Source organism: Pelagibius sp., from assembly GCF_028281305.1.
Classification (GTDB): Bacteria; Pseudomonadota; Alphaproteobacteria; order Kiloniellales; family Kiloniellaceae; genus Pelagibius.
Genome location: NZ_JANQKD010000006.1, coordinates 1 through 22,446 on the forward strand (window position 1 = coordinate 1; position 22,446 = coordinate 22,446).

Annotated in this window: 21 protein-coding genes and 1 other RNA gene; 6 read left to right on the forward strand and 16 right to left on the reverse strand. The window is 65.8% G+C overall.

The genetic code is table 11. The features are described 5' to 3' along the window. Positions 1–219 (forward strand): hypothetical protein (locus Q0982_RS01250; protein ID WP_299391049.1); only part of this gene is annotated, 219 nt, incomplete at its 5' end. Between the two features lie 515 nt (positions 220–734). Here the strand turns inward: Q0982_RS01250 and Q0982_RS01255 are convergent. The 3 genes from Q0982_RS01255 to Q0982_RS01265 all read right to left on the reverse strand — a co-directional run bounded on the left by Q0982_RS01255 (position 735) and on the right by Q0982_RS01265 (position 4,212). Then, on the reverse strand, positions 735–2,420 hold the full coding sequence (locus Q0982_RS01255) for a tripartite tricarboxylate transporter permease (RefSeq protein WP_299391051.1): 1,686 nt from the start codon (positions 2,418–2,420) through the stop codon (positions 735–737). Positions 2,421–2,504: 84 nt separating this feature from the next. Then, positions 2,505–3,041, reverse strand: a complete 537-nt coding sequence (locus tag Q0982_RS01260) for a tripartite tricarboxylate transporter TctB family protein (RefSeq protein WP_299391053.1) — start codon at positions 3,039–3,041, stop codon at positions 2,505–2,507. Between the two features lie 190 nt (positions 3,042–3,231). Then, on the reverse strand, positions 3,232–4,212 hold the full coding sequence (locus Q0982_RS01265) for a tripartite tricarboxylate transporter substrate binding protein (protein WP_299391054.1): 981 nt from the start codon (positions 4,210–4,212) through the stop codon (positions 3,232–3,234). Between the two features lie 341 nt (positions 4,213–4,553). On the opposite strand from Q0982_RS01265, the gene Q0982_RS01270 reads away from it, so the two are divergent. Beyond that, positions 4,554–5,369, forward strand: a complete 816-nt coding sequence (locus Q0982_RS01270) for an aspartate dehydrogenase (protein WP_299391056.1) — start codon at positions 4,554–4,556, stop codon at positions 5,367–5,369. 343 nt (positions 5,370–5,712) lie between these two features. Here the strand turns inward: Q0982_RS01270 and Q0982_RS01275 are convergent, their stop codons facing one another. The 6 genes from Q0982_RS01275 to miaA all read right to left on the reverse strand — a co-directional run bounded on the left by Q0982_RS01275 (position 5,713) and on the right by miaA (position 12,406). Beyond that, positions 5,713–6,312, reverse strand: a complete 600-nt coding sequence (locus tag Q0982_RS01275) for a GNAT family N-acetyltransferase (protein ID WP_299391058.1) — start codon at positions 6,310–6,312, stop codon at positions 5,713–5,715. Positions 6,313–6,646: 334 nt separating this feature from the next. Beyond that, a complete protein-coding gene (gene ilvC, locus Q0982_RS01280) occupies positions 6,647–7,666 on the reverse strand; it encodes a ketol-acid reductoisomerase (protein WP_299391060.1) in 1,020 nt (339 codons plus the stop codon). Between the two features lie 166 nt (positions 7,667–7,832). Next, positions 7,833–8,633 carry a class II glutamine amidotransferase gene (locus Q0982_RS01285; RefSeq protein ID WP_299391061.1) on the reverse strand — a complete coding sequence of 267 codons (801 nt, stop codon included), beginning with the start codon at positions 8,631–8,633 and terminating at the stop codon, positions 7,833–7,835. Positions 8,634–8,803: 170 nt separating this feature from the next. Next, positions 8,804–9,319, reverse strand: coding sequence for an acetolactate synthase small subunit (gene ilvN, locus Q0982_RS01290; RefSeq protein WP_299391063.1), 516 nt, complete (start codon positions 9,317–9,319; stop codon positions 8,804–8,806). Between the two features lie 82 nt (positions 9,320–9,401). Then, the gene (locus Q0982_RS01295) at positions 9,402–11,183 is read right to left on the reverse strand and encodes an acetolactate synthase 3 large subunit (RefSeq protein ID WP_299391065.1); all 1,782 of its coding nucleotides are present in this window, start codon (positions 11,181–11,183) and stop codon (positions 9,402–9,404) included. 257 nt (positions 11,184–11,440) lie between these two features. Continuing rightward, on the reverse strand, positions 11,441–12,406 hold the full coding sequence (miaA, locus tag Q0982_RS01300; RefSeq protein WP_299391067.1) for a tRNA (adenosine(37)-N6)-dimethylallyltransferase MiaA: 966 nt from the start codon (positions 12,404–12,406) through the stop codon (positions 11,441–11,443). A 52-nt stretch (positions 12,407–12,458) separates the two neighbouring features. Here miaA and serB point away from each other — a divergent pair, with 52 nt between their 5' ends. Continuing rightward, a complete protein-coding gene (gene serB, locus Q0982_RS01305) occupies positions 12,459–13,367 on the forward strand; it encodes a phosphoserine phosphatase SerB (protein WP_299391069.1) in 909 nt (302 codons plus the stop codon). A gap of 97 nt (positions 13,368–13,464) precedes the next feature. On the opposite strand, the gene Q0982_RS01310 is transcribed toward serB, so the two are convergent. The 4 genes from Q0982_RS01310 to hflK all read right to left on the reverse strand — a co-directional run bounded on the left by Q0982_RS01310 (position 13,465) and on the right by hflK (position 17,748). Further along, positions 13,465–14,961 carry a DegQ family serine endoprotease gene (locus tag Q0982_RS01310; RefSeq protein ID WP_299391071.1) on the reverse strand — a complete coding sequence of 499 codons (1,497 nt, stop codon included), beginning with the start codon at positions 14,959–14,961 and terminating at the stop codon, positions 13,465–13,467. Between the two features lie 352 nt (positions 14,962–15,313). Then, positions 15,314–15,499 (reverse strand): DUF2065 domain-containing protein, encoded by a 186-nt coding sequence (locus Q0982_RS01315; protein WP_299391073.1) that lies wholly within the window; start codon positions 15,497–15,499, stop codon positions 15,314–15,316. Positions 15,500–15,703: 204 nt separating this feature from the next. Then, positions 15,704–16,597, reverse strand: coding sequence for a protease modulator HflC (gene hflC, locus Q0982_RS01320; protein ID WP_299391074.1), 894 nt, complete (start codon positions 16,595–16,597; stop codon positions 15,704–15,706). A gap of 11 nt (positions 16,598–16,608) precedes the next feature. Next, complete coding sequence (gene hflK, locus Q0982_RS01325; protein ID WP_299391076.1) at positions 16,609–17,748, reverse strand: FtsH protease activity modulator HflK; 1,140 nt, start codon at positions 17,746–17,748, stop codon at positions 16,609–16,611. A 192-nt stretch (positions 17,749–17,940) separates the two neighbouring features. On the opposite strand from hflK, the gene apbC reads away from it, so the two are divergent. Continuing rightward, the gene (gene apbC / locus Q0982_RS01330; RefSeq protein ID WP_299391078.1) at positions 17,941–19,113 is read left to right on the forward strand and encodes an iron-sulfur cluster carrier protein ApbC; all 1,173 of its coding nucleotides are present in this window, start codon (positions 17,941–17,943) and stop codon (positions 19,111–19,113) included. 271 nt (positions 19,114–19,384) lie between these two features. Next, the gene (locus tag Q0982_RS01335) at positions 19,385–19,864 is read left to right on the forward strand and encodes a YHS domain-containing (seleno)protein (protein ID WP_322096923.1); all 480 of its coding nucleotides are present in this window, start codon (positions 19,385–19,387) and stop codon (positions 19,862–19,864) included. 115 nt (positions 19,865–19,979) lie between these two features. Here the strand turns inward: Q0982_RS01335 and Q0982_RS01340 are convergent, their stop codons facing one another. From Q0982_RS01340 to Q0982_RS01350, 3 genes are all read right to left on the reverse strand, one after another. Then, positions 19,980–20,399, reverse strand: coding sequence for an SRPBCC family protein (locus Q0982_RS01340; protein WP_299391079.1), 420 nt, complete (start codon positions 20,397–20,399; stop codon positions 19,980–19,982). A 94-nt stretch (positions 20,400–20,493) separates the two neighbouring features. Further along, positions 20,494–21,036, reverse strand: a complete 543-nt coding sequence (locus Q0982_RS01345) for a dihydrofolate reductase (protein ID WP_299391081.1) — start codon at positions 21,034–21,036, stop codon at positions 20,494–20,496. Positions 21,037–21,054: 18 nt separating this feature from the next. Continuing rightward, positions 21,055–21,849: a thymidylate synthase gene (locus Q0982_RS01350; RefSeq protein WP_299391083.1), complete on the reverse strand. Its 795-nt coding sequence runs from the start codon at positions 21,847–21,849 to the stop codon at positions 21,055–21,057. A 320-nt stretch (positions 21,850–22,169) separates the two neighbouring features. Between Q0982_RS01350 and ssrA the strand changes: the two genes are divergently transcribed. Continuing rightward, positions 22,170–22,446: a transfer-messenger RNA gene (gene ssrA / locus Q0982_RS01355) on the forward strand; the annotation flags it as partial.

The following is a 22,446-nucleotide window of genomic DNA, read 5'->3' on the forward strand; positions in this document are numbered from 1 at the left end:
GTGTTCGCGGTACCGAGGTCGATCGCCATATCGGCGGAGAGCATGCCGAGCAAACCTGAAAACATCGATCCAATCGCCTTTTCTTCAATCCTTACGGGACCGCAGAGCCTGCGGCTGTTCGAAACGCACCATCACGGAAACGTCAGGCAAGGCGGCATGCCCGGCGAGATCCCCGGCCATCGGGTCCGCCGGCAGACCGGCGGGCAAAGATCTCTCTGAAATCAACAGCGACACTGCCCGTTACACCCTCGTCCCGGACCTTTCGGTCCTTCGTGGCCGCCGTAAATGATGCCTCGGCACCCCAGCCACGTCCCGTGAACCTTTCCCTCAAAACCCGCTCACCCCGTCAGCCGCGGCAGCGTGGAGCGGCGAACGAAAAGCACAGGCGCACGGCCGATCCGATGGCCACGGGAAAGGGATCACCGCTTCTGTCGGCCGCCGGTCCGGGGAAGGCTCCCCTTCGGACGGTCATGGCCCTTTGGTTTCCGTGCTGTCTCCCGTCTCAGCACGGGCGGCCCGGAGGCCCGCCATTCCGTTCAGAAGCGTGGTTAACGCCTACTTTTCTAAACGCCACTCTTGAGGTTAACAATATCTATTTTGAAAGCGTTAAGAATTGCTGAAGCCCAAGGCCTTCCTACGCTTTTTCCACGACAGGTCTTTGCCGGAGAAGAAGGAAAAGGACGCGACTCGAGCCCCAGGGAAGGGACCGGAGAAGGGGTCGGCAAGGGTGCCGGTCAGGCGGTCTCCGCGGCGCTTTTGTCTCCCGCTTTTTGGGGCAGCGCCCAGCCGGCCTTGTGATGCCGGTAAAGCTTGTAGAGCGCGTAGGCGATCAGCAGCAGGCCGATCCCCGGGCGGACGACACCGCCCATCATGATGAGGGGCACCGAAAGGGCCAGGCTCGCGACCGGTATGTAGAACAGCGTCCAGCGCATCTTGCCGATGTTGCGCTGGTACCAGGGGAAGGCCGCCGAGAACAGGGCGACGATCAGGAAGAACAGCGACCACGGCCGGGTGATAAAGAGGGTCAGGTCGTCGTTCGTACCCACGGCGCGCGAGAGGTTGAGTTCGGCGATGTGCCCCAGCACCACCCCCAGAATGATCGGTGCCAGGGGAAAACCCAGCGACTTCAGCACGTAACCGACAATCCCGAAGATGAAGAGCACCCAGATGTCGTAGGTCAAGTTGCTGAGCGCAAAGACGCCGATCGCGGTGTAGAGCAGGATCACCGAGGCCAGGAAGTACATCGGCATGCGCACGATCATCAGGAAGGCGCGCAGGCAAAAAGCCTGCATGAAGACCATGATGAAGTGCGCCAGGAAGAAGGCGACGAAGATGCCGTAAGCGAGCTGCGCATTGTCGGAGATGAAGGTCGGGCTGGGCTGCACGTTGTGGATCAGCAGCGCCCCCAGCATCACCGCCGTCACCACGTCGCCGGGAATGCCCAAGGCCATCATGGTGATGAGCGCGCCGCCGGCCGTGGCGTTGTTGGAGGCTTCCGGTGCGACGATGCCCTCCGGCGAGCCCTTGCCGAAGGCTTCCGGGTTCTTGGAGGCCTTCTTCGCCTGATCGTAGGCAAGGATGTTGGAGATCGAGCCGCCCGCCGCAGGCAGAATGCCGGTGAAGACCCCGATGAAGGCGGAGCGGAAGAGGTTGACGACGTTCTTCGCGACGATCTTGATCGCCGCCAGATGCTCGACGCGCACGGCCCGGGCGGAGCTTTCCATCAATGGACGGCGCGCCTGTTCACGGTCTTGAACGTCGCTGAGCAACTGGGAAAAGGCGAAGAGGCCTACCAGGACCGGCAGGAATCCGAAACCCTGCTCGATGGGTTCGAAGCCGAAGTCGAAGCGCGCGACGCCGTTCACCTCGTCCTCGCCGATGGTGGCGATCAGCAGGCCCAGCAGGCCGGCGATGATGCCCTTGGTCAGGTTCTCGCCGGACAGGCTGGCTGTGATGGTCAGGGCAAAGACCACAAGGGCGAAGAAATCCCAGGGACCGAACTCCAGGCCGATCCGCGCCAGTTGCGGCGCCAGCATGACCAGCACAACGGCGGAGATGATGCCGCCGAAGAAGGACGACCAGACGCCCAGCCCCAGCGCCAGACCCGGCTTGCCCCGGCGCACCAGCGGAAAGCCGTCGAAAACGGTGGCCACCGAAGACGGCGTACCGGGAATGCCGGTCAGCATGCCGGCCATCAGGCCGCCGGAAAGGCCCCCCACGAACACGCCGATCATGGTCGAGAGGCCTTCGACCGCCGAGAGCCCGAAAGTGAACGGCAAGGTCAGGACCACCGCCATGGCGATGGTGAAGCCGGGGATCGAGCCGGCGATCAGGCCGGCGGTGACGCCCAGGAACATGAGGCCCAGGTTGTAGGGCGAGAAGACCTCGCCGAAGGCGCCGATCAGCGGTTCGAAACCCATGGTCTCAGGCGGTCCCTGTGGATCTGTCGTTGGTCATGACGTGAAAGCTCATCGACCGGCTCATTGGCCAGTTCACTGGAAGGCTCATTGAAAGGAGAACAGCACCCCTTCGGGCAGGAAGACCCGGAGCCCGAAGGTGAAGACCGCCCACATCGCGCCAACGGTGCCCACGGCGATCGCCGCGTGCAGCGGCACCAGCTTCAAAGAGGGCCGCCCCAGCGCCGTCAGAGCGGCAAAGACGAAAAGGATGCCGCCCAGCAGCATGCCGAGGATCGGCAGGGTGAGCAGAAAGGTGAGGAAAAGAGCGTAGCACAGCAGCGCGTTGCGGTAGCGGCTGATCCAGCCGGCGAGACCGCCCGGCCCGGTCCCCGCTGAGCCCCCCCCTGCGGCCCCCGCTGCGGCCTGGGGCGCGGCACCGGCATCCTCGGAGGCCGCGCCCCGCAGAGCCTGCCAGAGATAGACGAGGCTCGCGATCAGCAGCGCGCCCAGGATGATGCGCGGCCAGACGGTCGAGTCCAACTGACCGTAGTCGGTCAACTGGATGTTGCCGGACTCCCAGAAAAACACGCCGCAGAGCAGCAGCAGCAGAAGCGCCACCACCACATCGCGATTAAGGCTCATTGCGCGCTGTCCCCCATTGTGCCCCGTCCCCAGTTGTGCCCCGTCCCCAGTTGTGCCCCGTGCCCCATTGTGCACCGTGCCCTATTGTGCACCGTTCCCAGGGCGCCCGCCGGTGTGTTGTGAAAAGCCGTGCCGGCCCCGGCGCCGTCGAAGCACCGGGGCCGCAGCGGTTGCGGTTTATCCGCCCGGGTTAGTTGCCTTTGTAGAGGCCCACTTCCGTGGCGATCCGCTTCCAGTTGGCGAAGGTCTCCTCGAAGTAGGCCGTGTAGTCCGCCGGGCCGAGGTAGACGACCTCAGTGCCCTTGGCGTTCATCTCGGCAACCACCGCCGGATCCGTTGCCGCCTTCTGGAACAGGCTGCCGTAGTGGTCGATGATCTCCTGCGACGTTCCCTTGGGCAGCATGATGCCGCGGTCTGTTCCGTAGACCATGTCATAGCCCTGCTCCTGCAGGGTCATGACTTCGGGGATCTCACCGTTGCGCTCCGGCGTGGTGATGCCCAGCGCCTTCAGCTCTCCGGTGGCGATGTACTGCTTGGCCGAGGCCAGGTTGATCTCGCCCAGTTCGATGTTCTTGGCCAACAGCGCAGTCATGCGCTGGCGGGTGCCGTCGTAGGAAACATGCCGGAACTTCACGCCCGCCGCGTCTTCCAGCAGCAGGAAAACAAAGTGGCTGGTGGAACCCAGCGTGCCGCCGGCGACGATCTCGCCGGGCTTCTCCTTGGCGGCAGCGACCAGTTCCTTGACGTTGTTGTAGGGCACGTCCGGATTGGCGCCGAAGATCGCCGGCGTCCGGGTCAGCATGGCGACCGGTTCGAAGGCATCCCAGGTGAAGTCGACGCGCCCGTTCAGAAACGAGGTGATGGCACTCTGGTGGATGGCGAAGAGCGTGCAGCCGTCGGGCTTGGCTCTCACGGCTTCCTTGGCACCCTTGTTGCCGCCCTGGCCGCTGATGTTGACGACCTGAAGCTGCGGCTCGGCGCCCTGATTGTTCACCGCCTCAACGAAGACGCGGAAGATCACGTCGGTGCCGCCGCCGGCGCCCCAGGGCACGATCAGCTTTGCAGTGCGGCAGGAAATATCCGCCGCTTCGGCCGGCGCCGAGCCGACACCGCCGGTGACCAGCGCCGTCGCCAGCGCGGCCGCGCCCAGTAGAAGCTTACCTTTTACCATATCCTTGGTTCTCCCTTCCCTGTCGCCCGGGTTCGACCCTTCTGGGCCCCGATCCTCACGGGTCCGGCTGTCTCCGGTTTGCTTTCCCCGTTATGGACCGCCCTGGTCCCCGGCGGTTATGGGTCCCATTCTTCGTTGATCCGCCGGCCCGTAGCACATTCGACCGTAAAACAATCGACCGCCCTGGCCGTCTCCGTCCTCCTGCGGGCCCTCATGTCTGATTGCCGGCTTCGGGACGGGGATGGCGTGCGGTCGCCTCGCTGCTAGTCTAGCGGGCCAGCCGGCTGAAACAACTGCCGAAGGGCCAAAAAAGGCCGACTCGCCATTCAGGAGCATTATCCTTGCCAGATCAGATTAAGGTAGCGATCGCCGGCCTCGGCGCCATCGGCTTTGCCGTAGCCAAGGCCCTGGACTCCGGCGCCATCGAGGGCATGGCCCTGGCCGCCGTTTCGGCCAGGGACGCGGCCCGGGCGGAAACCCGCCTCACCGCCCTCCGGGCCCCGGTGCCGGTACTCCCTCTCACGGAACTGGCGGAGACCGCGGACGTGGTCGTGGAATGCATCCCCGCAGCCCACTTCGCCGCGCTGGCCGAGAGCGTGCTGGGGCGGGGCAAGACCCTGCTGCCGCTCTCCGTCGGCGCCCTGCTGCCGCGCCCGGAACTGATCGACCTGGCGCGGGCCAAGGGCGGCACCATCATGGTGCCCACCGGCGCACTGCTGGGCCTGGACGCTCTGCGGGCCTGCGCCGAGGGACCGGTGGAGAGCGTCACACTGGTCACCCGCAAGCCGCCCGGCGGCCTCGCCGGTGCCCCGCATCTGGTGGAGAACGGCATCTCCGTCGAGGGCCTCACCGAACCCAAGCTGGTTTTCGAGGGCACGGCGCGCGACGGCGCCCGCGGCTTTCCCGCCAATGTGAACGTCGCCGCGGCCCTCAGCCTCGCCGGGATCGGCCCCGACGAGACGGCGCTGCAGATCTGGGCCGACCCCACGGTCATCCGCAACACCCACACGGTAACCGTGGAGGCCGAGGCCGCCCGCCTCACCATGACCATCGAGAACGTGCCCACCGAAGAAAATCCGCGCACCGGCAGGATCACGGCCCTCTCGGTGCTCGCCACCCTGCGCCGCATGACCGGCCCGCTGCGGGTCGGAACCTAAGCCCCTTCACCCTCCCGCTAACGCGGGACGGTGTCTCCCCCTCACCCTCCCGCTGACGCGGGACGGTGTCTCCCCCTCACCCTCCCGCTGACGCGGGTCCCTCCCTCTCCCCGACGGGGAGAGGGTTGCGCAGGCTTGGCGAGATCGCAGATCGCGCCTAGCCGAAGCTGGGTGAGGGGGAGCGGTGCAGAAGCACAGCGCCTGCGTCCTTCGAGATCGTCATGCTCGGGCCTGACCCGAGCATCCATGTTGGACGCTGATCCGAACCCCTGGTTTGAAGGCTGCAGCGCGCGGGCCAATGGACCCTCGGGTCGAGCCTGAGGGTGACAAGGGAGTGTGGCCGCTAAGCCCATTCCTCCCGCCGTATCCGATACAGCACGTGGCGTTCCAGCCGGTGGCCTTTGGGCAGGACCGGGTGGTCGAAGTCGCCGGCGGGGTCGTGGGTCATGCCGAGGCGTTGCATGACGCGCTGGGACGGCAGGTTGGGGACGGCGGTGAAGGAGACGATTTCCTTCAGGCCGAGGTCCTCGAAGCCGAAGCGCAGGCAGGCGCGTGCGCCCTCCGTCGCGTAGCCCTTGCCCCAGTGCTCCTTGGCGAGGCGCCAGCCGACTTCGACGATGGGGTCCTGGATCGAGGTGAAGGGCGCCGCGAAGCTGGGCGCCCAGAGGCCGATGAAGCCGATGAAGGGCGCGGCCCCCGGCACCTCCACGGCGAACCAACTGAAGCCGTGCTTGGCCAGCTCTGCCTGAGCGCGCTCGGCCACCGCGTCGCTCTCAGCGCGGCTGAGGGTGGCCGGGAAGTGCTCCATCACCACAGGGTCGGCGTTGAGGTCCGCAAAAGGCGCCAGGTCGCTGTCGCGCCAGGGCCGCAGAACCAGGCGTTCGCTTCTCAGCACGGGCAGAGTTTCAGCGCGCTGGGTTTCGGTGGTCATGATCCGGGTCATGTTGCGGGTCCCAGAGGGGAAATGGGGCGCAGCGGGCGCGCAAGCTACCCGAAGATGCTGCGGGATGCCACCCTCTTCGCCTTTCCGCTCCGCAGAAGTCCCCCTCACCCTCCCGCTCAGGCGGGCCCCTCCCTCTCCCACCAGGGGAGAGGGAAAGAAAAGAAACCCTCTCCCCTGGTGGGAGAGGGTTGCGCAGGCTTGGCGAGATCGCAGATCGAGCCTAGCCGAAGCTGGGTGAGGGGGAACTGCTGACTGGCCGCCCAAAAACACCTCGGGCCCCGCGCCGGAAAACGCAGGGCCCGAAGCCGGGCGGTACAGCCCGAAGGAAGAAGCTTTAGTTCTTTTCCTTGTCCACCAGCTGATTGGCGGCGATCCAGGGCATCATGGCGCGCAGCTTGGCGCCGACTTCCTCGATGTTGTGCTCGGCCGAGCGGCGGCGCAGAGCCTTGAAGGAGGGCTGGCCGGCCTTGCACTCGGCCACCCAGTCGCGGGCGAAGCGGCCGGACTGGATGTCGTCCAGCACCCGCTTCATCTCCGCCTTGGTCTCGTCGGTGACGATGCGCGGGCCGGTGGTGTAGTCGCCGTACTCGGCAGTGTTGGAGATCGAGTAGCGCATGTTGGCCATGCCGCCCTCGTACATCAGGTCGACGATCAGCTTCACCTCGTGCAGGCACTCGAAGTAGGCCATCTCCGGCGCGTAGCCGGCCTCGCAGAGAGTCTCGTAGCCGGCCTGAATCAGCGCCGTCAGGCCGCCGCAGAGCACCACCTGCTCGCCGAAGAGGTCGGTCTCGCACTCCTCCTTGAACGTCGTCTCGATGACGCCGGAGCGCCCGCCGCCGATGGCCGAGGCGTAGGACAGCGCGATCTCCTGAGCATTGCCGGAGGCGTTCTGCGCCACCGCGATGAGGCAGGGCACGCCGCCGCCGCGCACGTATTCGGAGCGCACGGTGTGGCCGGGGCCCTTGGGCGCGATCATGAAGACGTCGAGGTCCTTGCGCGGCTCGATCAGGCTGAAGTGGACGTTGAGGCCGTGGGCGAAGGCCAGCGCCGCGCCTTCCTTCAGGTTCGGCTCCAGGGAATCGCGGTAGATGTCGGCCTGCAGCTCGTCGGGGGTCAGCATCATGACCACGTCGGCCCAGGCGGCGGCCTCCTCCGGCGTCATCACCGGAATGCCGGCGTTCTCCGCCTTCTTGGCGCTGGCCGAGCCGGCGCGCAGGGCGACCCGGACTTCGCTGACGCCGCTGTCCTTCAGGTTGTTGGCGTGGGCGTGGCCCTGGCTGCCGTAGCCGACGATGGCGACCTTCTTGCCCTTGATCAGATTGACGTCGGCGTCCCGATCGTAATAGACGCGCATAGCGGCCGTCTCCCTAGGTATTTTTGTTGCTCCGAAAGGCTCGGCGGGGTTCTAAAACGCCAACCCCGAAAGCGCAACGGGATTCCCGTCATGGCCGCCTGCGCGGAACGCATGGCGGGCTTTCCCCAGTGTTCCTGTCCCCAGTGTTCCGGCGCTTAGGAGAGGGTCACTCGGCCGCCCAGGCGTGAAGATCCAGGGCTTCGAAGCGGATCTGCCGGTCGGGGCCGACCAGAAGGACTTCGCCGGCCGGCAGCGCCTGCCAGGTCTCGGGCTCTTCCAAGGGCTCCGAGACGATCGACACGGCCTTGCCCGATCCGCCTGCATCGCCCGAACGCCAATAGAGACTGGGCGGCCGGTCATCGCTGGCATAACGCAGGGCATAGATCGAGCGGCCGTCAGTCAGCGCCGAGGTGAAGCGCAATGGCTGGGTCACGCCGGCGGTCGCCATCACCTCCGTCACCTTGGCGAGGGTGCGCGCAAGAGCCCCCAGGGGATCGGTCTCCAGCCCCTCGGCCAGCAGCATCAGGAAGAGGATCTCGCTGTCGGTCGTCCCCTCGCGCCGGTCGTAGAGGGCATCGGGGATCAGCGCCTCCAGGCGGCGGCGCAGCCGCAGGTAGCCGCCGATCTGGCCGTTGTGCATGAAGAGCCAGCGGCCGCTGGCGAAGGGGTGGCAGTTGGGCCGCGAGGAGGAGGTGCCGGTGGACGCGCGCACATGGGCGAAGAACAGGCCGGAGCGGATCTGATGGGCCAGGCTGGCGAGGTTCTGGTCGTTCCAGGCCGGCAGCACCTCGCGATAGAGGCCCGGTTCCGCCCGCTCCCCATACCAGCCGATGCCGAAACCGTCGCCGTTGGTCGGGGTCTTGGCCTCCACTGCGCAGAGGCTCTGGGCCACCAGAGAATGCTCCGGCTTGCAGATCAACTCGTCGAGAAACACCGGTTCACCGGTGTAGGCCAGCCAGCGGCACATGGACCCTGCTCTCAGGCACTTCGTTTAGGCATCAAGGACCGAAAAGATACCCGAGAAGCAGGGAGAAAGGCTTGCGAAGAGGGCGCCAAAAGCCGCGTTAGAGGTAAATCATTCCCCAAATCGCAGTAATGGGGCGAAAATCTACCCTGGCTAGATGCTTCCGGCGCTCCCTAAAGCCCCGACGGCCCCCGCGAGATGGCGACGACGCCGGTGCGGCTGACGTCGACCAGCCCCAGGGGCTGCATGAGGTCGATGAAGACGTCCAGCTTCTCGCTCTTGCCGGTCATCTCGAAAACGAAGTGATCGTGGCTGGAGTCCACCACCCGGGCGCGGAAGATGTCGGCGATGCGCAGGGATTCGACCCGCTTCTCGCCGGCGCCGGCCACCTTCACCAGCGCCAGCTCGCGCTCCACCGAAGGGCCCTCCAGCGACAGGTCGCTGACCCGCTGGATCGGCACCAGGCGGTCGAGCTGGGCCTTGATCTGCTCCAGGATCTGCGGCGTGCCGGAGGTGATGATGGTGATGCGCGAGAGCTTCTGCCGCGGATCGACCTCGGTCACCGTCAGGCTTTCGATGTTGTAGCCGCGCCCGGAAAACAGGCCGATGACGCGGGCCAGCACGCCGGGTTCGTTGTCCACCAGCACCGCGATGGTGCGCGTTTCGATCTCTTGCTGTTTGATTGCCATAGTGTCTTGAGGGCCGTGGAACGGCCCCTCGCTGTCTCTTGTCTCTCGTCGTCGGGGAAAGGCGGAGGCGTGCTGACGGCCTCTATACCAGTACCATGCCTTCCTCGGAAATCGGCTTGCCGGCCTTGTCCTCCGGCCCCAGCAGCATCTCGTAGTGCGCGGCGCCGGACGGAATCATCGGGAAGCAGTTCTCGTCCTTGGAGACCAGGCAGTCGAAGATCACCGGCTTGGGCGTCTCGATCATCTCCATGATCTTGTCGTCCAGGTCGTCGGCCTTCTCGCAGCGGATGCCGACGGCGTGGAAGGACTCGGCCAGCTTTACGAAGTCGGGCAGCGAGGCCGTGTAGCTCTCCGAATAGCGCCCGCCGTGCAGCAGCTCCTGCCACTGGCGCACCATGCCCATCCACTGGTTGTTCACGATGAACACCTTGACCGGCAGATTGTACTGGGCGATGCAGGACAGCTCCTGAATGTTCATCAGGATCGAGGCCTCGCCGGCGATGTCGATCACCAGGGCATCGGGATGGGCGCGCTGCACGCCGAGCGCCGCCGGCATGCCGTAGCCCATGGTGCCGAGGCCGCCGGAGGTCATCCAGCGGTTCGGCTTTTCGAACTTGAAGTACTGCGCCGCCCACATCTGGTGCTGCCCCACCTCGGTGGTGATGTAGGGCTCGCGCTCTCGCGTCAGTTCGTAGAGCCGCTTGATGGCATGCTGCGGCTTGATGATCTGGTCCTTCTGCTCGTACTTCAGGCAGTCGCGGGCGCGCCATTCGTCGATCTGCGCCCACCAGGCCTTCAGCGCCTTCTGGTCGAGCTGCAGGTCGCGCGCCTTCCAGGCGGCCAGCAGATCCTCCAGCACCGAGCCGGCGTCGCCGACGATGGGCAGGTCGACCATCACGTTCTTGTTGATCGAGCTGGCGTCGATGTCGATGTGGATCTTCTTGGAGTTGGGCGAGAACTCGTCCAGCCGCCCGGTCACCCGGTCGTCGAAGCGGGCGCCGACGTTGATCATCACATCGCAGTTGTACATCGCCAGGTTGGCTTCGTAGGTGCCGTGCATGCCGAGCATGCCGATGAACTGCGGATCGCTGCCGGGATAGGCGCCGAGGCCCATAAGGGTGTTGGTGCAGGGCACGCCCAGCAGGCGCACGAAGCGGGTCAGCAGCTCGGAGGCCTGGGGGCCGGAGTTGATGACGCCGCCGCCGGCATAGACGATGGGGCGCTTGGCGCCGGCGATCATCTCCACCGCTTCGGCGATCTTGTCGTCCTCGGCCTTCACCTGCGGGCGGTAGCTGCGGTGCTTCACTTCGTCCGGGCCGACGTAGCTGTCGCTCTTGGCCTGCACCACGTCCTTGGGCAGGTCGATGACCACCGGACCCGGCCGGCCGTTCTGTGCGACGTAAAAAGCCTCGTGGACGATGCGCGGCAGGTCGGCCACGTCCTTGATCAGATAGTTGTGCTTGGTGCAGGGCCGCGTGATGCCGGTGGTGTCGGCTTCCTGAAAGGCATCGTTGCCGATCAGATGGGTCGGCACCTGGCCGGTCAGGCAGACGATGGGGATCGAGTCCATCAGCGCGTCGGTCAAGCCGGTCACCGCGTTGGTCGCACCGGGGCCGGAGGTCACCAGCACCACCCCCACCTTGCCGGTGGAGCGGGCATAGCCCTCGGCAGCATGAACCGCGCCGCCTTCCTGGCGGACAAGGATGTGCTGGATGTCGTTCTGCTGAAACAGGGCATCATAGATCGGCAGGACGGCGCCGCCCGGATAGCCGAAGATGACTTCTACGCCCTGGTCGCGCAGCGCCTTGATCAGCATCTCCGCACCGGACATCATCGGCACATCGGTCCACGTTCTTCCAACCATCCGACCTTCTCCTTCGGCCTGTTCCCGGCCTGACATGAGGGCAGCCGGTCCTGGCAGCCCTTCCAAAACACCTGAACCGGCCCCGCCGGGCGGCCCAGGATCCTATTTCAGCACAAAAGAGGCCGGCTGAACCGGCCATCGCTTCGTTTCCGGCGGGCGGCCATCCGAATGACCGGAACGGGTCCCCGGAGCGGCCCGGCGGCCAGACGCGCATCGAACGCCCGGATTCCGCCGGAAAGGAGCCGGACGTTATCCCCTTAACCCGTCCCGGTCAACAGCATTTGACGAATTTTCGCAAATAATTTGGGTTTCAAGCTTTCAGAATATTGCGCATTGAGGGTGATCACAGTTGGATCGTTACCCAGAAATTGGTGCCGCAGCCAGGTCATCTGGCGCTTGGCATAACGCCGCGTCGCCTGCTGCGCCTGCGCCAGCGCGTCCGGCAGGCTGCGCTCGCCGCGCAGATGGGCGGCCAGTTCCGGCACCCCCAGGGCCTTCATGACCGGCAGGCCGGGATCGAGACTCCTGGCCAGCAGCGTCCGCACCTCCTCCAGGGCGCCCTGGTCGATCATCGCTTCCAGGCGCCGGTCGCAGGCGGCATAGAGGGCCTCGCGCTCCGGCAGCAGGCAGACCTTGATGCAGCGGTAGGGGGCCGCCTCGCCCTCACGCGCCTGCCACTCCGCCAGCGAGGCGCCGGTGGCCGTGACCACCTCCCAGGCACGGGCCACCCGCTGACCGTCACCGGGGGCGAGGCGCTCCGCCATCACCGGATCGGCTTCGGCCAGCCGGGCATGCAGGGCCACGGCGCCGATCTCCGCCAACAGGTCCCGCGTCTCTGCGCGCACCGCCGCCGGGATCTCCGGGACCGCGCTCAACCCCTTCTCGAAGGCCCGCAGATAGAGGCCGGTGCCGCCCACGAGGATCGGCAGCTTGCCTGAAGCGAGGGCGCGGCCGGCCTCCGCCAGGGCCAATTCCCGCCAGCGGCCTGCCGAACAGACCTGGTCGCCCGGAAGCGTGCCGTAGAGCCGGTGCGGCACGGCACCCATGTCTTCCACCGTGGGGCGCGCCGTCAGGATCGCGAGATCGCGATAGACCTGCATGGAATCGGCATTGATGACCACGCCGTCGGAGGCCTTTGCGAGGTCCGTGGCGAGAGCCGATTTTCCCGATGCCGTGGGTCCGGCGATCAGCACCACGCCCTGCCGGTCGTCGCTTTCACTCATTCGTTGTCTCTGCGCCTTGCGGGACCCGGCGCCGCCTCGGTATAAGCCCTTGATGCAGTACGTCCTTACCGTGATCGGGGACCCCAGCTCAAGGCCGTTGAACGCGGCAATCATCGAGGCGGCGCGAGGCGCGGTCCGCGAAAGCCGGAGCCTGCCCGGCGAAGCGGACTGGCTGGCCGAGGGCATTGCCTGCGATGTGCCCTTTGACGGCGACGAGCCGACAATCACCCAGGCGCTGGTACGCGAGACCCTGGGCCCGGCGCCGCTGGACCTGGCCATCCAGCCGGCGGCCGGGCGGCGCAAGCGCCTGCTGCTGGCGGACATGGAGTCCACCATCATTGCCCAGGAGATGCTCGACGAACTGGCCGGGGTGGCCGGGATCGGCCCGCAGGTCGAAGACATCACCGCCCGGGCGATGGAGGGCAACCTGAACTTCGAGTCGGCTCTGCGCGAGCGGGTCGGCCTGCTGACCGGCATGACCGAAGACGTTCTGAAATCTGCCGCAGAGCGCATGACCCTCAACCCCGGCGCCCGCACCCTGGTTGCCACCATGCACGCCGCCGGCGCCTACTGTGCGCTGGTCTCGGGCGGCTTTACCGTCTTCACCAAAAGAATCCGTGCCGCCTGCGGGTTCAGCGAAGACCGGGCCAACCGGCTGGAGATCGAGAACGGTCGGGTCACCGGGCGGGTGCTGGAGCCGATCCTGGGCCGCGAAGCCAAGCTGAAGACCCTGCGGGATCTCACCAAGAGCCTCGGACTCAGCCTGGGGGACAGCTGCGCGGTCGGCGACGGCGCCAACGATCTCGCCATGCTGGGGGCCGCCGGTCTGGGTGTCGCCTATCACGGCAAACCCAAGGTGCGCGCCGCCGCGCGCTACCGCATCGATCACGGCGACCTGACGGCCCTGCTCTATCTTCAGGGTTACCGCCGATCGGAGTTCCGCGAGGATCTGGCCGCCTGAGGGGCGGCCTGACCGGGGAACATCTTCCCGCACGAACAAAGAAAAACGGCGGCGCCCCGGCAGGCACCGCCGTCGTTTCCTGAGTGAGGCAGCCGGGTCAGCTCTGGTCGATGCGGACCGCGACCCATTGGAAGTCGCCCTGGCGGAACACCAGCAGCGTGACCACGCGATAGCCTTCGGACTTGGCCTTCTCGACCTTCTCGACCACCTCGGAGGGGTTGCTCACCTCTTCCTGGTCGACTTCGACGATCACGTCGCCCGGGCGCAGGCCCTTCTCGGCGCCGGAGCCGCCCTCCTCGACCTCGGTGATGATCACACCCTTGGTGTCCTCATCCAGTTCGAAGCGCGTGCGCAGCTCCGGCGTGATGGTGCCGAGTGCAAGACCGAGGGACTCCATCTTGTCGGGCGCCACTTCTTCCTGGCGCTGATCACTGGGTGCTGCCGCCAGCTGGTCGGCCTCCAACTCACCGATCTTCACCTTGACCGTCTCTTCCGCGGAGCGCCGCCAGATGGTGACGTCGACCTCGGCGCCGACCGCGGTCTCTGCGACCATGGCCGGCAGGCGACGCATCTCGGTGACGTCACGGCCGTTGAACTCAAGGATCACATCGCCCTGCTGGATGCCCGCCTCTTCGGCAGGACCGCCTTCGGTGACCGCAGCGACCAGAGCACCGCGCGGTTTGTCGAGCCGCAGGCCTTCGGCCAGTTCGTCGGTGACGTTCTGGATACGCACGCCCAGCCAGCCGCGGCGCACTTCGCCGGACTCGCGCAACTGGGCGATGATGTTCTTGGCCATCGAAGAAGGCGTTGCGAAGCCAATGCCGACCGAGCCGCCGGAGGGCGAGAAGATCGCGGTGTTCACACCCACAACCTCGCCGGCGAGATTGAACATCGGGCCACCGGAATTGCCTTTGTTGATGGCCGCGTCGGTCTGCAGGAAGTTGTCGTAGCGGCCGGCATTGATGTCGCGCTGGCGCGCCGAGACGATACCCGCCGTCACAGTGCCGCCGAGGCCGAAGGGATTGCCGATGGCAACGACCCAGTCGCCGATCCGCGTCTCGTCGGAGTTGCCCCAGGTCGTCGCGGGCAGCGGCTGGCTGGCCTCTACCTTCAACAGCGCCAGGTCGGTATCCTTGTCGCTGCCGACGATAGTGGCGTCCAGCTTGGTGCCGTCGGAGAACACCACCTCGACCTCATCCGCATCGGCGATGACGTGGTGGTTGGTGACGATAAAACCGTTCGGGTCGATCACGAAACCGGACCCCAGCGAGGAACCGCGCCGGCGCTGCTGCGGCGGCGGTTCGCCACCCTCGCCGCGGCGCTCAAAAAACTCCTTAAAGAATTCCTCGAACTGCTCTGCCTGACCACCCTCGATGGTCTGCCGGGTCTGAATATTGACCACCGTGGGCAGGAGCCGCTCGACCATATCGGCAAATGAATCGGGCGCCGAGCGCGCCTGCACCGCAGCCGACCATGTCAGCATCAGAAGGGCGCAGGCCGTCGCGACCGCGACCAGCAGCCAGCGCCGGCCCTGGGCCGCGCGGTCTGCCGCCAGGGCCACTGCCTTACGCCGCTGCGTCGAAGAGTATCGCATCACTGTCGGTTATCTCCCTCGCTTGGAGCTGCGCTCCACATCGGCCGGATCAGAAAGAACCAAACGTCTGACCGGGTCTCGGGCGCCCGGGGGCCCTCAAACCCCAGGCTTTCCGCACGCTCGGGCGTCTCGGCCCGGAGCGCTCGGAGTCTCAGGGCTCCCCGCGTGTCGCGGTGAGCATACCCCCTACCCCGCCAACTTGGGCCCTGCAACAGAGACTTTGTAGGCCCGCTCAATAAAAAGTGTAGCACCCAAAGCCTGTGAGACGAAGTGGGCGAATTTATGGCGAGTCCAAAGAAACCCGCGGTTCTCGGCGAGGCCGAGCTGCCGCTTGCAACCGGTTCGCCGGTTTTCAGCCGCGCAGAAGCCAGACGAAAAAGACTCCCAGCGCGGCGACCGCAAGGCCGCCGAACCGCAGGGATTCCGGCGTCATTTCCTCGAGCATCTGGAGAATCTGTCTGATCCGATGGGGAAAAACCGCAAGAAACAGTCCCTCGATCACGAGGACCAGGGCCAAAGCGGTCAGGAAATCGGTCATAGCGTCACTTCAGCGCGTGTGGGTCAGCGCGTGTGGGAGATCGGCCCCAGAAAGCGGACCAGAAAGCGGAAAGAGAGGCCTGAGGTACCGGAAGCAACGAGGGCCGGCTGGTCGGCCGGCCCTCGTCGGGATAGCTCTCTATTCAGGACACCCGGATGGGCGGCTTCTGACTGCCGCCCGTTCGGGGTTCACCGCCGAGGCGGCCTACTGAGTCGTCCGGCCGCGGGTCACCTGTCCTTCGATCTGTTGAAAGAAAGAGAAGAACTCGCTGTCCGGCGACAGCACCATGTAAGTGCTCTCACTGTCCAGGGACTGGCTGTAGGCCTGCATGGAGCGGTAGAAGTTGAAGAACTCCGGGTCCTGGCCGAAAGCGTTGTTGAGGATTTCCGTGCGCAGCCCCTCGCCCTGACCGCGCAGGATCTCGGACTCCCGCTTGGCCTCGGCGGCAATGACCGTGGCTTCGCGGTCGGCCGCGGCGGTGATCCGCTGCGACTGCTCGAAGCCCTGGGCGCGGAACTCGGCGGCCTCCCGCTCACGCTCGGAGCGCATACGGTCATAGACCGATTCCCGGGTCTCGTCGGGCAGATCAGCGCGGCGGATGCGCACGTCAACCAGGGCAATGCCGAAGCGCTGGGTTTCCCGATCCACGTTGTCGCGGATGCTCTGCAGGATGCGCGTGCGCTCCGGCGAAAGCACCGACGAAAGCGTCTCGTTACCAAGGACCTCACGCAGGCGACCGTTGATGATGCCGCCCAGGCGCTGGCGCGCCACGCCCTCGGTCCTCACCGTCTGGAAGAACAGCAGCGGGTCCAGGATCTTGTAGCGGGCGAAGACATCGACGATCAGACGCTTCTGGTCCGAAAGCAAAATGTTCTCCGCCGGCGGGTCCAGGTTCAGGACCCGACGCTCGTAGTACTGGACGTTCTGGATCAGCGGCAGCTTCCAGGCCAGACCCGGTTCGGTGATCACCCGCTTGGGTTCGCCGAACTGCATGACGATGGCCTGCTGCCGTTCATCCACGGTGAAGAGAGAGCCGTAAGCCAGGAGGCCGAGGCCTACCACGACGACGGCGATAATCACATTCGCATACTTGCCCATGGTCTCGCTCCTCAGTTGCCGCCGGCGACGGATCGACCGCGCAATTCGTTCAGCGGCAGATAGGGAATGGCCCCGCCACCCTGGGCGCCGCTGTCCATGATGACCTTGTCGGTCTCGCTGAGCACACCCTGCAGGGTTTCGAGATACATGCGCCGCCGCGTCACATCGGGGTTCTGCTGGTAAGCCTGGAACACCGAGAGGAAACGCTCGGCCTCACCTTCGGCCTCGTTTTCCAGCCGCTCCTTGTAGGCCTCGGCCTCCTGCACCACGCGCTGCGCGTCACCGCGGGCACGGGGCAGAATGTCGTTGCGGTAGCGGTCCGCTTCGTTGCGCGCGCGGTCGCGGTCCTGCTGTGCGCGCAGAACGTCGTTGAAAGCATCGATCACGGCACTGGGGGGCTGCACGTCCTGCAGCACCAGTTCGGTGATCTCGATACCGGCCTCGTACTCGTTGAGGGTCGCCTGCAGCAGGCTGCGGGTCTCCGCCTCCACCGTGCCGCGGGCTTCCGTCAGCGCCGGCTGAATGTCGGTGCGGCCGATGATCTCACGCATTGCGCTTTCGGCGGCAATCTTCACCGTGGCTTCCGGCTCGCGGATGTTGAAGAGATACTGCCCGGCATCGGCGATCTTCCACTGCACGGAGAAGTCGATATCGATGATGTTCTGATCCCCGGTCAGCATCAGGCTCTCTTCCTCGACGTCACGCCGGCCAGTGCGTGCGCGCTCACCGCCCGCAGCCCGAAAGCCGACGTCGATCTGCTGCACCGAGGTGACGCTCGGCGTCTCGACCGATTCCACCGGCCAGGGAACATGCCAGTTGAGGCCCGGCTGGGTTGTCGCGACCCACTGCCCGAAGCGCAAGACGACGCCCTGCTCGTTGGTCTGAACGCGGTAGAAGCCGGTCAGGCCCCAAACGACAAGCAGCGCCAGAACAATCAGAATATAGGCTGACTTCCCGAGGCCGCCGCCACCGGGAATGATGCTGCGGACCCGGTCCTGCCCCTTCTTGATGAAATCCTCGATATCGGGCGGGCGCTGCCCGCCGCCGGAGCCGCCGCGCCCCCAGGGACCGCCGCCGCCGCCGCCGGAGCCCCCGGAACCGCCACCGCTGCCGCCCCAAGGACCGCCGCCACCTTTATTTTCCCAAGGCATAACTCATCATCCCATCGCCTAGTTAAACTGCTGAAATTGGATAAACTGCCCCGAAAGGCGTGAATTCGAGGCTGCAAACGCCGTGCGCCGGACTTATATCACGCTGACGCCATTGTTCTAGCAGTGTCTGTACCAGCAATACCTGGCAGGACCTCTTGCCTGCATATCGGCCGTTTCGGGGAGTTTTCAAGGATGAGTGCAGTAGACGAGGCAAGCATTTTCGCGGCCTTGAAGGCGGTTGTTGAGCCAAAAAAACAGCAGGATATCGTCGCTCTGGGCATGGTATCCGGCCTTGTGATCAAGGACGGCAATGTGGGCTTTGCCATCGAGGTCGATCCGCGCGAGGGCGCGGCGATGGAACCCTTGCGCAAGGCTGCGGAAAAGGCCGTCTACGATCTGGACGGCGTGACCTCTGTGACGGCTGTCCTGACCGCCGAAAAGGGAGGTCCACAGGGTCAATCCCAGGGTCAATCCCAGGGCCAGCCGGAACGTCCGCAGGCCGCGCAACAGCCGGCCGGCCCGGCAGGCCAGCGCGGCGGCGGCCAGCAGCAGGCGCTGGTGCCGGGCGTGCGCTCCATCGTCGCAGTGGCCAGCGGCAAGGGCGGCGTCGGCAAGTCCACCACAACCACCAATCTGGCCTTGGCTATGGTGCAGCTCGGGCTCAAGGTCGGCGTCCTCGACGCCGACATCTACGGGCCCTCGCAGCCGCGCATGCTGGGCATCAGCGGGCGGCCGAGCTCGCCGGACGGCAAGATCCTGAACCCGATGGAGAACTATGGCCTGAAGTGTATGTCCATGGGTTTTCTGGTGGCCGAGGACACGCCGATGATCTGGCGCGGACCCATGGTGCAGAGCGCCCTGCAGCAGATGCTGCGCGACGTCGACTGGGGGGAGTTGGACATTCTTATGGTCGACATGCCGCCGGGCACCGGCGATGCACAGCTGACCATGGCCCAACAGGTGCCCCTGACCGGCGCGGTCATCGTGTCCACACCGCAGGACATCGCCCTGCTGGATGCCCGCAAGGGCTTGAACATGTTCCGCAAGGTGGATGTCCCGGTGCTAGGCATTGTCGAGAATATGAGCATGTTCATCTGCCCGAACTGCGGCCACGAATCCCACATCTTCAGCCACGGCGGCGCCCGGCGCGAAGCCGAGAAGCTGGGGATGGAGTTCCTCGGCGAGCTGCCGCTGGACATCGAGATCCGCGAGACGTCGGACGGCGGCCGCCCCATCGTGGTCTCCAATCCTGGCGCCGCCCAGGCCAAGGCCTACAGCGCGATTGCCGCCCGGGTCTGGGAAAAAGTCGCCGCCCAGATCGACGCCGGCGGGGCCCGCCAGGCCCCCAAGATCGTGATGCAGTGACCCCCAGGGTCTCGGTCCTGATCGAATGCCCCGGCTGATCGAAGGCCCCGGCTGATCGAAGGCCCCGGCTGATCGAAGGCCCCGACCGACCGCTCGGCGCAGCTCGCAGAAACGTGAGAGGCGGTTGAATTGCCGGCCGCGCCCCGGCACACAACTCTTATGGCCAACGACCAGAGCGGTCCCGCCCCGGCGGGATCCGGACAGGAACCACAAGATCCGGGCCTTTCACCCCAAGCTGTCGGGCCCAGGCCTTTGAGAAAAGGGACAGATCATGGCGCAGACTGACGTTTCCCGCCGCCGCTTCGGTGGCCTTGTTCTGGCGAGCGGCCTGCTCGTCACCGGACTGACCCTCGCCCGGCCCGCGCTGGCCGTCGACCCGGTCTTCACCGATGGCGGCAAGGCAATCCGCGGCTACGACCCGGTGGCCTACTTCACCGAAGGCAAGCCGGTGAAGGGCAAGCCCCTCTTCACACATGACTACGACGGCGCCACCTGGCAGTTTGCCTCGGAGGCCAACCGCGATTCCTTTGCCGCCGACCCGGCGCGCTACGCGCCGCAGTATGGCGGGTACTGTGCCTGGGCCGTGTCCCAGGGCTACACCGCCTCCATCGATCCCAACGCCTGGAAGATCGTCGACGACAAGCTCTACCTGAACTACTCCAGGTCGGTGCAGCGCCGCTGGGAGCGCGACATTCCCGGCCACATCGTCAAGGCAGACACCAACTGGCCCGGCATCAAAGCGGGATCGTGATCAAAGCCCGTTCCTGACCGGGACCGGCAGGCCCTGCCGGTTCATCGCGTGAGGTCCGGCGCTTCAAGTTCGGCGGTTCAAGTTCGGCGGTTCAAGTTCGGCGGTTGAGGGATACTCAGCCGCCGAACATGCGTTTGAGGTTCTCGAATCCGGCTTCGTAGACCTGGCTGATCTGCTCGATCGCTTTGTTCTCGGTGGCGCCCGAAGCGTCGAACTCGCTGGACCACTCGACCGTGCAGCCACCCGATTCCGCCTCGCGCACCCGCAGGGTCGCGGTGTAGTTGGCGACCGGCAGGGGGCTGGAAAGGATCGAGTAGGTGTAGAGCCGCTCGTGCTCGTCGATTTCCTCGAGCTTCTCTTCGATGGTGCCGCCGCCCATCAGCGTGACGGTCCGCAGGGTGGTGCCGCCGTCGGACTTGCTTTCGCTTTTCTGCACCGCCGGATGCCAGTCCGGCAGGCCGTTGAAGTTGCCGATGACCGACCAGACAGCCTGGGCCGGGACCGGCAGTTCCGTTGTGGAACTGACCTTTGGCATGACCGTGCGACCTCCCCTTCTTTGATGATGACTGCCGAGACAGTGTAGAGCCTATCCGGGCGAGATTGAACCGCTGCGACCGGGCCGGCGCAACCTAAGGGCCGGACGCCGGTCCGCTGCGCTCAAGAATCACGAAACTGAAGGCGGGCTGACCCTCCCCGGGCGAGGCGTGATCCTCGCGCAGGACCTCGCGCCACTGGCCCGGATCGAGCGTGGGAAAACAGGTGTCGCCTTCGGGCGACGCGTGGACCTCGGTCAGATAGACACGCTGCGCCCGCGCCAGCGTCAGGGCGTAGATCTGGCCGCCGCCGATGATCATGATCTCGCGCCGCGGCCCGTCTTCCGGGATCTCGGCCGCCAGGTCGCTGGCCCGGGCAAGCGCCGCCTCAAGATCGGCGAAGACCTCCGCGCCCTGCGGGCGGAACGCGGGATCGCGGCTGACCACCAGGTTGGGGCGGCCCGGCAGCGGCCGGCCGATGGACTGGAAGGTCTTGCGGCCCATGACGACCGGCTTGCCCAGGGTCTGGGCCTTGAAGAACCTGAGATCGCCGGAGAGATGCCAGGGCAGCCCGCCCTCGCGCCCGATGACGCCGTTCTCGCCGCGTGCCAGAATCAGGGCAATGGGAACCTCCGACATCGCGCAAACGAGACCCGGTCAGACGGCCACAGGCGCCGAGATGTGCGGATGAGCCTCGTAGCCGATCAGTTCAAAGTCTTCGTAGCGGAAGGCGAAGAGGTCGCGCACCGCCGGATTGATGCGCATCCGGGGCAGCGGCAACGGCGCCCGCTGGAGCTGCAGGTCCGCCTGCTGCTGGTGATTCACATAGAGGTGGGCGTCCCCCAGGGTGTGTACGAAATCCCCGGGCTCCAGGCCCGCGACCTGCGCGATCATCATGGTAAGCAGCGCATAGGAGGCAATGTTGAACGGCACCCCGAGGAAGATGTCGGCGCTGCGCTGGTAAAGCTGGCAGGACAGACGCCCATCGGCGACATAGAACTGGAACAGGCAATGGCAGGGCGGCAGGGCCATGCGCTCGATCTCCGCCACGTTCCAGGCGCAGACCACCAGCCGGCGGGAATTCGGATTGGACTTCAACTGGTCGAGGACCTGGCCGATCTGATCGATATGGCCGCCATCAGGCGCCGGCCAGGATCGCCATTGCGCGCCGTAGACCGGGCCGAGGTCGCCGTTCTCGTCGGCCCAGTCGTCCCAGATGCGTACGCCGTTGTCCCTGAGGTAGGCGATGTTGGTATCGCCCTTAAGGAACCAGAGGAGTTCGTGAACGATGGACTTTACATGCAGCTTCTTGGTGGTGACCAAGGGAAAGCCCTCGGAGAGATCGAAGCGCATCTGATGGCCGAAGATGCTTTGCGTTCCGGTTCCGGTGCGGTCGCCCTTGTAGACGCCGTCCTCGCGCACCTTGCGCAGGAGGTCGAGGTATTGCTTCACGTTCCGTCAAATCCCAAGCTGTAGAGATCTTCGCCCGGCCACAGGTCCTGCATGCCCATCGCTGTGCCGGGCTGCCGCCAGGCCGACCGAGTCGGCGCCAACAAGTGTACCGCAACGCCCGCGGCAGTGCAGCGCTATCCGGGCAGCGCTATCCGGGCAGCGCTATCCGGGCAGCGCTATCCGGTGCGTCCCCTGCCACGGCGGCCGGCCCGGCGCCGCACCGGTCCCATAAGCGGCGCCCGCCGCCGCGGCACCTTAAGCCTTCGTTAACCCCAGGTTGCCCGCGCAGGGTCCGGTTGTCCGTCCCGGGCCCTTTCGCGGTTCTTTCAACCGCCCCGGAAAATGCCTATATTACCTATGCCGGTTTTCCGGCTATGGCGCTAAACAGGCCCGTGGAATAAGCGCGACGGACCCGGGGGCAGTACCCGGCGCCTCCACCAATTCCCCCCCGATTCAGCCGGTCTTCGTGGATTTGAGGGGCCTTTTTGGGGGCGAAACAGGATCGACGTGCGTGGTAAAGATGGGTTTGGTTCCCGGCATGGTACCGCCGTTATCGGGCCATACTATAGTTGCGAACGACAACTACAGTGAGGCACG